Genomic DNA, 12,570 nt, shown 5'->3' on the forward strand with positions numbered 1-12,570 from the left:
AGGCTGCTTTTTTAATCTTTGATATATTCTCTCTTAGAAATTTATAGATTCATTTGCTCTAACCTTTGCAATCTCTTTATCAGCTTTTTGTTGCGCTTTCAATTTTGATTTTTCTGCTTTTTCTTTAGCTTTAGCTATTGCTTTATCTCCGTCTTTTCTCGCTTTTTCGGCACCTTTACGAGTGTCTTCTTCCATTTTCTTTTTAGCTTTTTCTGCGTATTTCTGCGTATCTTCTTCTACCTTCTTTTTAGCTTTGGTAATTTCATCCTGCATCTTTTTATCAGCATCGGCTGCTTCTTTTGCCGCTTTCGATTTTATACTTTCTATCTTAGCTGCTGTTTTATCGCTTATAACAATGTCTTGTGCATACATTGAGCTTGAGGCTGCTGCCATTGTAACGAACATAAATATGCTCAAAAATAATTTCTTCATAACTTTAATCAATTAAAGTGTTTAGTAGTTTATTCAGTTTTTTATTAATTTGATAATATAACTATGAAACAAAACAGGGCGATTTTTGTTCTATATTTTTTATTGTTGAAAATGTATTTTGTTTGTAAGTTATTGGTTTTTATTTATATAGTTCTGTCAAATCGCCGTGCAAGTAATTGTTTATAATTAAAAATCTGATTACTAATTTAATGATTTTTTTTTATTGGAGTATATTTTTTCCCTTTTTGTTTTTTCTTTTTTTCCCTTTTTAGTTTAGTGATAATATAAATATTTGTTTTTTAGATTTTTATGGCCTTGTCAAATCTACTATCCATACACACGCTAATATCTGTAGTTACAAACTTACCGTTATAAAACAAACTAAAAAGAGTTGCAGGGGTAGGAGAGGCTTGTGCTTCTTCTGTGGTTGATAGCTTAATTGTTTTTAAAGGAATATTTCTTTTCGATGCCGATTCTTGTAGCGATTGGTTGATATGATAGTCTGTGTACGGACAACGATCGGAATAATAAGCAACAAGACCTTCTTTCTCTGGACATTCTCCACTCTGAACAGATTCCTTGAATCGGGGATTATCCGCATTCTTATTTATTTTCTTCACCAGAAGACAAAATCCGGAAGATAGTTTTTCACATATCTCAAATCCCTGCTTCTGCAGCCATTTAGCATCACTCATAAAATGGAATTTACTTACTCCGGCTATTGTAACCAATCCATCTTTCTTGAGAGCTACAGCATCGTCAATTGCATATTGTAGCAACTCTTTCCCGTAACCCTTCCCCTTGTATTGTCCCGATACCCAAAAACAGTTTATCAACAAATAGTTAGGAGCATCAATCGGTGCCCATCCTTTTTCCGCTGGTCCATATTCAATAAATACTTTTGCTCGTGCGTCTATCCGACGGAAAGTATAGCCATTATCAAACTCTTTTTTTAGCCATTCTTTTTTCAAGTTGTAACCATTTGTACATTTTTTGTCCGAAAAAGCACAACAAATATGCTCTTTGTCAATATTTTCTTTAGTTAGGTTGATGAAATTTTCCATTACAGTTTGTGTTTATTCGTTGATCGTTGTTCTGTCTTTCAGAACAAAAGTAAGATAATTATCGGAGTTTCGCTTGTTACAATCGTTTGCAATTATTCATAAAGGTAAAGATTCTCTAAAATATTTGGAAATGAACTTTATAAGGCCTATGTTTATGCTGTATATATAAAATTACTGATGTAAAGAAAGGATTGCGTATGGTTATAGTAAGTATCGAAATTAGTTAATAAGACCTTTTGGTTTCTTATAGTTTTTAACAGGTTAAATAATAATCATTATGAAAGGGTATAAGAAATATAAAAATATACATAGTATATCATACATCATATTTTTTTCTTACTTATTTATTATTTCAATAAGTAATTATGATTTTGGAGGTAATAAAGATTATATTCCATATTTTATAATTATTCCTTTTGTTATCTATTGTGGAATTGCGTTACTTACAGAGGTTCTAATCCGAAAAGAAATTTCAATTTCGAGGTCGGAAAGAAAACAGAAAACGCTAGATAGTAAAGCATATAATAGTGTTGGAATGTCTACATTATCTCGAATATAAATAAAGATTGTCAATAACTTTTATAAAGCCGGAGGAGTTTCCTTTCGGCTTCTTTTTTCGCTCTGTAAAATATATTTTTAACTAAAAGGTGACAAAGGTTACACTTTCTATTTGTTTTTTATATGTCACTTTTAACATTACTACCTAAAAAGTATTTTCTTTATAGATAAATTAGAAAATCAGATATAGATCTCCTTATTCTTAATAAAAAAAGTGGTCGAAAATTATTTTTTCGACCACTAATATTTTTATATCAATTTTTTATGACAAAATAGAGTTTAGAATTTCCATTGATTCGAGGTCTTGGCATTGTTCGTTTTGCCGGAGCTTACTCCCTTATAATACTTCAAAGCCTCCGGAAGATCTTTTTGTATTTGCTGTATACGGGTGTTATCCGAAGGGTGAGTACTCATGAATTCGGGGGTGCTGCTGCCATTTGCTGCCATTCGTTGCCAGAAAGATGCGGCTTGTCCCGGATCGTAGCCTGCCATTGCCATAAATATTAAACCAAGTTTATCTGCTTCTAATTCTTGTTTACGTGAATATGGAAGTAAAATTCCGTATTGAGATCCTAATCCTATTGCAGCAGCAGCGGCTTGTTGTACGGCGGCCGAAGACCCACTAAGTGCAGCTCCTACAGCAGCAGTTCCGTACTGTGTTGCTACTTGTTGGCTCATACGTTCATTAGCATGTTTGGCTACAGCATGTGCAACTTCATGTCCAAGTACTACAGCCAATCCTGTTTCGTTTTGTGTATAGGGCAGAATTCCTTCATATACAACAATTTTTCCTCCGGGCATGCAGAACGCATTTACATCAGAGCTTTTTACTAAGTTAAACTCCCATGCATATTCGCTTAGCTGGTCGGCATAACCATTATTTTTAAGATATGTTTCTACTGCTATGGCAATGTTTCTTCCAACCTTTTGTACCAATGCAGTATTGGCTTTGTCTGTCGAGATAGGTGCCGATTTTATAAAATCTCCATACTGCTGAAGGCTTAGACTTAGCACCTCGCTGTTGGATACTAATGACAACTGTTTGCGTCCTGTTACGGGCACGCTACCACAACCGGCAAACAGCAAAACTCCTGCTATGAATAAAGCAGAATAAGTTTTTTTCATAATTTAGTTTGTTAAGTTTGAGTTAGTATTTCATTTGTTATTTTGATCTTTCAGAAGGTCTCTTATCTCGCTTAGCAGTTGTTCTTCTTTGCTAGGAGCAGCGGGTGCGGCAGGAGCTTCTTCTTTTTTCTTCTGCATAGCATTCATTCCTTTAATAGCAAAGAATATAGCTGTGGCAATGATTACAAAGTCTAAAACTGTTTGAATAAACGAGCCATAGTTGATAGTTACTGCTGTAGCATCGGCTGTAGCTTCTTTCAATACGAATTTCAGATTAGTGAAGTCTACGCCATTGAGCAGGACTCCTATGGGTGGCATTATTACATCACTAACAAGTGATGATACTATTTTTCCGAATGCGCCTCCAATGATAACACCGACTGCCATGTCGACAACATTACCACGCATCATGAAATCTTTCAGTTCTCTCAGTACTCCCATATTCTTAAATGTTAATTTGTGTGATATATTTATTATTAATATTTAAACACTAACTAATGTATTTTGTTTAATGAAAATCTGACTGTTGCCGGATTTTCTTTTGTCGATATTTGATAATTGTCAATGCAAAAACTATCAGGTAAAGATTGTATATGTTGCATAATATTACTTCTTATAAGAAGAGTATCATTGCTATTATCCGGCAGCATTGCATATCCTTCGGCAAAGATAGTATCATTTGTTATATTATAAGCAAGAGCTAACATATTACGGTTGTTTTTAGTAAAACAACTTATGTCGTAATTCTGAAAAGTTTGTATAATTTGTTTGTTTCTTATTAGCTCCTCTAGCGGCATACTATCTGTAGGTGAGTGTGTAAAATCTTCTATGTATTTATAACTTTTACTGATTGCCATCAATCCGTGATAAAAAGTACAAACTAAGAAGTTGTCTCCCGATAGAGGATAAAATAGTATCTCTGCGTTTTTGGATTTCCTCTCTTTAACTGAAAACTCTGAGTTAGTTTGGGTTTTAATATGTGCTTTTATAGTGGTCTCTTGTTCCGGGTTTATTTTTGCCAATAGTAGAGATTCACCTTTGTCATTCTTGCAAATCAATATAGGATACGAAACCATATCGTGCGAAATATTTGCTAACTTGACAAGGGTACTATCGGAGATAATCTGATTTATATTGCGAAGTTTATTAATATTTATCACGGTTTTTGTCTGTGCAGGAATGCAACTATATATATCAGACGCAAAAGATTGACGATTATATTCTAATCTTTTATACATATATCCTCCAGCTACAATAATAGAGAGCAGTAGAATAAATAAAATAATTATCTTTATCCTTTGTTTAATCATTGCTACTACAACTGTTTTGTGTACGTCAGTGGTCGAAAACTAATATTTACAAAGATATATGAAAGCTTTGTTATTCAGAGAACTTAAGTCTGTTTTTTGCTCCCCGTCGGGGGCTTTTTTTGCATTGTCTATTTTATTGGCAATGGGAGGAATCCTTTGGTTTTTTACAGGAAATTACAACTTCATAGATGGGGGATATGCAGATATGCAGCGTTTCTTTACTTTGGTTCCTGTATTTCTTATTGTTATGATTCCTGCGCTTACAATGAGGTTGTTTGCAGAAGAGAAGCGAAACAAGACTTTTGATATTTTAAGAGTAAGGCCGGTAAGTTCTTTTAGTATTTATTTCAGTAAATTTTTAGCAACATTCGTTTTTGTAGTTGTTACCTTCCTACCCACATTGGTCTATGTATACTCTTTATATCAACTTGCAAATCCGATAGGACACATCGACCTTGAAAGTATATTCGTATCCTACATATCACTACTGTTCCTTATAGCTGTTTTTATTTCTCTTGGCCTTTTGGGCTCTGTACTGACTAAAAATCAGGTCTTGTCGTTTAGTATATCAGTTGTGCTATGCCTATTTTGTTTCTATGGATTCGATCTCATTGCCGGTCTTTTTTATTCGGGAAAGATTAAAGTAACTCTGTCCTCATTTGGGCTGTTGTACCATTACCGACAGATGCAACGAGGAGTGATACAGATATCGGACTTGCTGGTTATTGCTAACTATTTGTGCATTACGGGCGGGCTTATTTGTTTTCTATTGTCTCCTAAAAACAAAAAGCCTATAATTTATGCTTTTTTAGGTTTTTGCTTTGTCAACTTAGCTATGCTTTTTATTCCCTATGCACGTTTCGATTTTACGGCCGATAAACGTTATACATTGAGCGACTATACGAAAAAAGTTTTGAAAGAAATGGATAGCAACGAGTCTTTATCTGTTGAAGTATATCTTGATGGAGAACTCAACTATGGGTTTCAGTATCTTCGAAATGCGACTGAAAATTTGCTGGATGATTTTAATAGATATTCATCCGGTAAAATAGGGGTAAAATACTCATCTCCTTATAATTCAAACGTGTCTTCTGAAGATACTTTTGAAAGAATGAAAGAAAAAGGAATGGCGGGTATAATGTTGAACGAAACAGACAGGGAAGGGAAGAGCAGCAGGAAAGTGATTTATCCTTATGCTCAAATAACGAATGGTGAAGATACTTTGATTGTCTCTCTTTTGAAGAACATCGTAGGTAATACTGCCGAAGAAAATCTTAATTCTTCTGCCGAAAGCCTTGAATTTGAGTTTGCCGATGCCATTCGTTTGCTGAGGCAAAGAGAAGCTAAAAGTATTGCTTTTGTAGAAGGGCATGACGAAGTTTCGCGTGCTTATGTTTACGATGCCGAAGAGATTCTGTCTAAATATTATACTGTAAATAGGGGAGAGATAGGGAACGAAGTTGGAGTTTTGGACGGTTTTGATGCTGTTATCATAGCAGGACCATTGAAGAAATACAGTGAAGCAGAAAAATATATTCTCGATCAATATATAATGAATGGAGGTAAAATACTCTGGCTTGTTGATGGAACTTATTACTCTCACCAACAATTGGTTGAAAACGGTTATTCGGCGAGTATAAAGAACGAAATCAATCTCGACGATCTTCTTTTTACATACGGGGTTCGTATCAATGCCAATCTTATACAGGATAGCCAGTGTATATCAACTCATCTTGTAAGCAATAATGATGCACAGTCTTCAATTTTAGTGCCAAGCTACTATCAGCCGCTGCTGATACCTTCGCCAGATCACTCTGTAACTAAAAATATACGTGATGTAAAAGCTGGGTTTGCAAGCTCTATAGATTTTGTGAATACGACAGATGCGGTAAGCAGATCAGTGTTGCTGACTACTTCCGATCATACACATACAGTAAAAGTTCCTGAAACAATAGACTTCGATGTAGAACAAATACAAAATACACAAGGCTATTTCAACGAAATGTTTGTACCTGTTGCCGTAAGCCTTGAGGGGGTGTTTGCTTCTGCATTCAATAATAGGATGATACCTGATAGTATAGTGCTGAGTAAGGATTATAAGACGCAAGACAGGAGTAAGGCTACCAAAATGATAGTAGTTTCCTCATCTGATATTATAACGAATGCGATACAGGGGCAAGGCGCAGACCCTCAAGTGTTGCCTATGGGTTATGATAGAACATCGGGACAGCTATTTGGTAACCGCGATTTTATAATCAATGCTGTGAATTGGCTAACAGATGATGATGGGCTTATGGCTTTGCGTACAAGAACTCAGCAGATGTATATTCTTAATAAAAAGACATCTTTCGAGAACAGAGATAAATATGCCGTACTGAATATTGCATTTCCTGCATTATTTGTTCTCCTGATAATGGTTAGCGCTTACCTTTGTAGAAAAAAGAAGTACGAAAACTGAAGAAATCACTGTTAATAAGAAAATAAAAGTTAATGTGGTCTATCAATTGTTAAGCCGAATCCCGAAAAATATATAATAATTTCTTTTCGGATAATATTTCTTTCTATATTTGTATATACACTTTTAAAGTAAGCAATGGATCAGACGAAACAAAGAATAGAAGCTCTTCGTGAAGAGTTGGACAAACATAACTACGACTATTACGTACTATCGAACCCTACAATTTCAGATTTCGAATTTGATAAGAAATTGCAGGAGCTGTCTGATCTGGAAACTTTACATCCTGAGTTCTTCGACCCCAATTCACCAACTCAGCGTGTAGGTAGCGATATAAACAAATCGTTTAAGCAGGTTTCTCATAAATATCCGATGCTTTCTTTAGGTAATACATATACTAAAGATGAAGTCACAGACTTTTATAACAGAGTTCAAAAAGGTCTCAATGATGACTTTGAAATCGTTTGCGAATTGAAATATGACGGAACTTCCATTTCTCTTACATATATAAATGGAGAGCTTACGCAGGCTATAACCAGAGGCGATGGTGTGCAGGGTGATGATGTAACTGCCAATGTACGTACCATACGAAGTATTCCCTTACGTTTGCAAGGAAATGATTATCCTTTCGAATTTGAGATCAGAGGAGAGATACTTATGCCATGGTCGGTCTTTGATGCGTTGAACAAAGAGCGTGAAGAACAGGAAGAAGCCTTATTTGCCAACCCTCGTAATGCCGGATCGGGAACATTGAAACAGCAAGACCCCAAGATTGTGGCATCACGTAAGTTGGACTCTTATCTTTATTATATGTTAGGAGAAGATTTACCTACGGATGGTCATTACGAAAACCTGATGAAAGCAAAAGAATGGGGATTTAAGATTTCAGACGCCATGAGAAAATGTAAGACCCTCGAAGAGATATTCGAGTACATTGCATATTGGGATGTCGAGCGTAAAAATCTACCTGTGGCTACAGATGGTATTGTGCTTAAGGTAAATTCTCTTACCCAACAACGCAATCTTGGTTTTACTTCAAAATTTCCACGTTGGGCTATAGCATACAAGTTTCAGGCAGAAAAAGCTGTTACTACACTCGAATCAGTATCATATCAGGTTGGGCGTACGGGAGCTGTAACGCCTGTAGCAAATCTTAAACCTGTTAAACTATCAGGTACTACAGTAAAAAGAGCATCGTTGTATAATGAAGATTATATCAATCAGCTCGATCTGCATATCAATGATCAGGTATATGTAGAAAAAGGAGGTGAGATTATACCAAAGATAACAGCCGTAGACACCTCTAAACGGGGAATATTTGATGATAAAATCTTCTTCACTAAGGTTTGTCCCGAGTGTGGAACACCTTTAGTGAAAGATGAAGGAGAAGCAATTTATTATTGTCCTAACGATATTTCGTGTCCACCTCAGATAAAGGGGCGAATAGAACATTTTTGTACTCGAAAAGCAATGAATATAGCTTGTGGACCCGAAACTGTAGAGCTTCTATATAATGCCGGATTTATAAAGAATGTAGCCGATTTGTACTCTTTGCGCTGGCAAGACGTTTCCCGACTGGAGCGCTGGGCGGAGAAAAGTGCGAGGAATCTTGTTGATAGCATACAGGCATCGGCGAATGTGCCTTACGAGAAAGTTTTGTTTGCGTTGGGTATTCGTTATGTCGGAGAAACTGTTGCAAAGAAGCTCGCCAGAGCATTTCCCAATATAGATGCACTAAAAGCAGCATCGGTGGAGACTCTTATTCAGGTAGATGAAATAGGGGATAGGATTGCTCAGAGCATAGTCAAATATTTTAGTGAAGATTCTAATCAGGAGGTAATTGACCGATTGCGTGAGGTAGGACTAAAATTTGAACTTAGCGAAGATGTGATGGCACAACGTACAGACAAACTTAACGGTCTGACTATCGTTATCAGTGGAACATTCGAAAAGCATTCCCGCGATGAGTATAAAGACATGATAGAACAAAATGGAGGTAAGAACAGTGGTTCTATTTCTTCTAAAACCAGTTATATTTTAGCCGGAGATAATATGGGACCTGCTAAATTGGAGAAAGCTGAAAAGTTGGGCGTTTCTATTATTGGTGAAGATGAATTCCTCGAAATGATTAAATAGAAAAAACATATTTTTATAAACCTAAAATAACAACAAAGACACCATGGAATTAACTAAAATTCAAGAAAAATTTAAATCGTTGTACGGTAACGATGGGGTAATGTATACTTCTCCGGGACGTATTAACTTGATCGGGGAACATACCGATTATAACGGAGGTTTCGTTTTGCCCGGAGCTATCGACAAGGCTATGTATTGTATAATTAAGCCTAATGGCACAGACAAAGTGCGTGCTTTTGCTTTGGATCTGGAAGAATCTGCTGAATTTGGATTGGGAGAGAATGATCTTCCTGCTAAATCGTGGGCTAAATATATTTACGGAGTATGCCGCGAAATTATCAAAAAAGGAAAAGAAGTTAAAGGCTTCGATACAGTTTTTGCCGGAGATGTGCCTCTTGGAGCAGGTATGTCCTCTTCTGCAGCGTTAGAAAGCTGTTTCGGCTTTGCTATTAACGATCAGTATAGTCTTGGTCTCGACCGATTCGAGTTGGCTCTGATAGGGCAGGCTACCGAACACAACTATGTGGGTGTAAAATGCGGTATTATGGATCAGTTTGCTTCTTGCTTTGGTAAGGAAGGGTCATTGATTCGTTTAGATTGCCGTTCATTGGAATATGAATATGTTCCTTTCGATCCAAAAGGTTATCGTTTGGTCTTGGTAAACACTTGTGTAGCTCATGAGCTGGCTTCTTCAGCATATAATAAGCGTCGTCAGTCTTGTGAAAATGTAGCGGCAGCAATCAAGAAACATCACCCTGAAGTGGAGTTGTTGCGTGATGCTAACCTGGATATGCTCAAAGAAGTGGCAAACGAAGTAAGCGCTGAAGACTATATTCGTGCAGAGTTTGTTATCGAAGAAATACAACGTCTGCTCGATGCTTGTGCTGCTTTAGAGAAAGGCGATTATGAAACTGTAGGAAAGAAAATGTATGAGACTCATATCGGACTTAGTCGCAAATATGAAGTAAGCTGCGAAGAGCTCGATTTCCTCAACGATATAGCTCGTGAATGTGGTGTAGCCGGATCTCGTGTTATGGGTGGAGGTTTTGGAGGTTGCACTATCAATCTTGTAAAGGATGAATTACATGATGGCTTCATAAAGCGTGCAATGGAAAGTTATGAGCAAAAATTCAAGATCAAGCCTAAAGTTTATGATGTAATAATCAAAGACGGAGCAAGAAAATTGTAATTGAAGCAATAGCATAATAACTATTCAGAGTAGATTTTATATTTTTATACATTAATAAATCAAAAGGTATGATGAAGGATATATTTGGTTTTAGGATAAAGAAAAGTATATTGTCTACTCTGAATTGTAATACTCGTACACATATTTTTCATAATTTCAGTAGTATGAGTAAGGTTCTGATTTTCTTTAGTTATGAAGACTGGAAAGAAATCGAACCAATAGTTCAGGATTTGGAGAAAGAGGGGAAGGAAGTCATTTTATGGACTATTTTGCCCAGGAAACAAAAAGAAATACAAGGAGGTCTACCTCGATTTGTAAGAGCAATTACTCCAAAAGAGATTTCCCGAATACGGGGATTGTCACCTTCGATTGTAGAAGAGTTTAAAAGTTTAAAATACGATACATTATTTGATTTTACTACAGACGAAGACAACTTGGTATTATGTCTGCTGGCATGTAATTCTGCTGAGTTTTGTATAGGAATAAAAGAAATAGAGTATAAAATATATGATTTCATAGTACTAAAAGACGAAAATATAAATTTGTTGGAAACATATGAACAAATTAAAATTTACCAGTCTAAAATACTATGAGGTGCAAATTAATTCTTAATTTTGCACAAATAGAACTAAGTGTTCTTTCTTGTTGAGGAAAGAATCAAGCTTGAAACTTATATGCCAAGAATAAATCTGAGAGGAATGGGAGTTGCTCTGATAACTCCTTTTAATGATGATGAGAGTGTTGATTACGATGCTCTTCTTCGTCTTGTTGATTATCAACTGCAAAATGGTACCGACTATTTGGTTGTACTTGGTACTACAGCTGAAACTCCCACTTTGACAGAAGATGAGAAGCGAAAAATAGTGGAGATGGTAGTTAGTCGTGTCAACGGACAAATACCGATTATTCTCGGCGAAGGAGGCAATAATACACGGTCTATAGTAGAAAAGCTTAAAAAGAATAACTATAATGGAATAGATGGAATTCTGTCTGTTGTTCCATACTATAATAAACCTTCGCAAGAGGGGATTTATCAGCATTATAAAGCTATATCCGAGGCTTCTTCCTTACCAATTGTATCTTATAACGTACCGGGAAGAACCGGCGTTAATATGACAGCCGACACAACATTACGTATAGCTAATGATTTTCCTAATATAGTTGCGGTAAAAGAGGCTTCAGGTAATATGGCCCAAATGGATGAAATAATCAAGCGGAAACCGGAGCATTTTAGTGTAATATCGGGTGATGATGGAGTAACTTTCCCTTTGATTACGTTAGGAGCCATTGGGGTAATATCAGTTATTGGTAATGCTTTCCCTAAAGAATTTAGTCGTATGACGCGCTTGGCTCTCGAGGGCGATTATGCCAGTGCTCTGACTATCCACCATAGCTTTAACGAGTTGTTTAATCTATTGTTTGTAGATGGTAATCCGGCCGGAGTAAAGTGTATGTTGAATATGATGGGGTATATAAATAATAAGCTGAGACTGCCTCTTGTGCCAACCCGTATTACTACATATGAACAAATTCGGAATGTCCTGCTCGAACTGAATATAAAATGTTAAGAGAAAGGACTCTCTAAATTAATATTTTTTTTAAATAAAAAGGTTTAATAATCAGTCGTATATCGTATCTGTATTCACTTTTTATCTAAAATCAGAAAAATAAATTTGGATAATATATAAAACTGTTTTACCTTTGCATCGCAATTAAGCAATGGCTACGTAGCTCAACTGAATAGAGCATCTGACTACGGATCAGAAGGTTGCAGGTTTGAATCCTGCCGTGGTCACTTTGAATAAACGAATAAGCGTGTAAATCAATGATTTATGCGCTTTGCTTTTTTTAGTGCTTAGAAAAATGAAGTGTTTTGCTTTTCTTCAAAAATATTCCCCCCAAATAATTATTGAATATATTTGCATCGAATGTTTGAGTCGAATTTATACGAAAGTATGAGATTTAGCTTTTTTTTGTTTATATATCTACTTCATACTTTCTTTTAAACCTCAAAGACACTTTGTCTGGTAGCCTACTAAAAACAATTAGGCACTATGACAACAATTTCATTATCAAAATTAGAATTATTAAGCAGGCTACAGTCGGTAGGTAAAATTATCTCGCCAAATAACACACTTCCGATCATGGATAATATCCTCTTGGATATCCAAGAAGGAAAGGTTAAGATTTCGGCAACAGATACTCAAGGTCGGATAAATACTTCAATCGAAGGAATATTAATCGATAGCAATGTTTCTATCTGTGTTGAACCAAAGTTATTGATTGGAGATACAATCTTCA

10 protein-coding genes, 1 tRNA gene and 1 pseudogene are annotated in these 12,570 nt (G+C 35.9%); 7 read left to right on the plus strand and 5 right to left on the minus strand.

Annotation, left to right across the window (positions count from 1 at the left end):
* Nucleotides 1–33 precede the first annotated feature (33 nt).
* The 5 genes from BGC7_RS08050 to BGC7_RS08075 all read right to left on the minus strand — a co-directional run bounded on the left by BGC7_RS08050 (nucleotide 34) and on the right by BGC7_RS08075 (nucleotide 4,489).
* Entirely contained in the window at nucleotides 34–432 is a 399-nt protein-coding gene (locus tag BGC7_RS08050; protein WP_050701035.1) for a hypothetical protein, read from the minus strand.
* Nucleotides 433–731: 299 nt separating this feature from the next.
* Nucleotides 732–1,496: an N-acetyltransferase gene (locus tag BGC7_RS08055; protein WP_050701036.1), complete on the minus strand. Its 765-nt coding sequence runs from the start codon at nucleotides 1,494–1,496 to the stop codon at nucleotides 732–734.
* Nucleotides 1,497–2,333: 837 nt separating this feature from the next.
* The gene (locus BGC7_RS08065) at nucleotides 2,334–3,179 is read right to left on the minus strand and encodes a M48 family metallopeptidase (RefSeq protein ID WP_050701038.1); all 846 of its coding nucleotides are present in this window, start codon (nucleotides 3,177–3,179) and stop codon (nucleotides 2,334–2,336) included.
* Nucleotides 3,180–3,209: 30 nt separating this feature from the next.
* Nucleotides 3,210–3,620, minus strand: coding sequence for a large-conductance mechanosensitive channel protein MscL (gene mscL / locus BGC7_RS08070; protein WP_050701039.1), 411 nt, complete (start codon nucleotides 3,618–3,620; stop codon nucleotides 3,210–3,212).
* A 53-nt stretch (nucleotides 3,621–3,673) separates the two neighbouring features.
* Nucleotides 3,674–4,489: a hypothetical protein gene (locus BGC7_RS08075; protein ID WP_050701040.1), complete on the minus strand. Its 816-nt coding sequence runs from the start codon at nucleotides 4,487–4,489 to the stop codon at nucleotides 3,674–3,676.
* Nucleotides 4,490–4,547: 58 nt separating this feature from the next.
* On the opposite strand from BGC7_RS08075, the gene gldG reads away from it, so the two are divergent.
* The 7 genes and pseudogenes from gldG to BGC7_RS08110 all read left to right on the plus strand — a co-directional run.
* A complete protein-coding gene (gene gldG / locus BGC7_RS08080) occupies nucleotides 4,548–6,947 on the plus strand; it encodes a gliding motility-associated ABC transporter substrate-binding protein GldG (protein ID WP_050701041.1) in 2,400 nt (799 codons plus the stop codon).
* Nucleotides 6,948–7,082: 135 nt separating this feature from the next.
* Entirely contained in the window at nucleotides 7,083–9,080 is a 1,998-nt protein-coding gene (gene ligA / locus BGC7_RS08085) for an NAD-dependent DNA ligase LigA (RefSeq protein WP_050701042.1), read from the plus strand.
* 43 nt (nucleotides 9,081–9,123) lie between these two features.
* Entirely contained in the window at nucleotides 9,124–10,269 is a 1,146-nt protein-coding gene (galK, locus tag BGC7_RS08090; RefSeq protein ID WP_050701043.1) for a galactokinase, read from the plus strand.
* 68 nt (nucleotides 10,270–10,337) lie between these two features.
* Nucleotides 10,338–10,862, plus strand: coding sequence for a DUF6913 domain-containing protein (locus tag BGC7_RS08095; RefSeq protein ID WP_157258682.1), 525 nt, complete (start codon nucleotides 10,338–10,340; stop codon nucleotides 10,860–10,862).
* Between the two features lie 81 nt (nucleotides 10,863–10,943).
* Entirely contained in the window at nucleotides 10,944–11,837 is an 894-nt protein-coding gene (gene dapA / locus BGC7_RS08100; RefSeq protein WP_050701087.1) for a 4-hydroxy-tetrahydrodipicolinate synthase, read from the plus strand.
* Nucleotides 11,838–11,990: 153 nt separating this feature from the next.
* A tRNA-Arg gene (locus BGC7_RS08105) sits at nucleotides 11,991–12,064 on the plus strand.
* A gap of 259 nt (nucleotides 12,065–12,323) precedes the next feature.
* A pseudogene (locus BGC7_RS08110) lies at nucleotides 12,324–12,570 on the plus strand (DNA polymerase III subunit beta); the annotation flags it as partial.

Origin of the sequence: Dysgonomonas sp. BGC7, assembly GCF_001261735.1 — a bacterium.
In the GTDB taxonomy this organism is placed as follows: domain Bacteria; phylum Bacteroidota; class Bacteroidia; order Bacteroidales; family Dysgonomonadaceae; genus Dysgonomonas.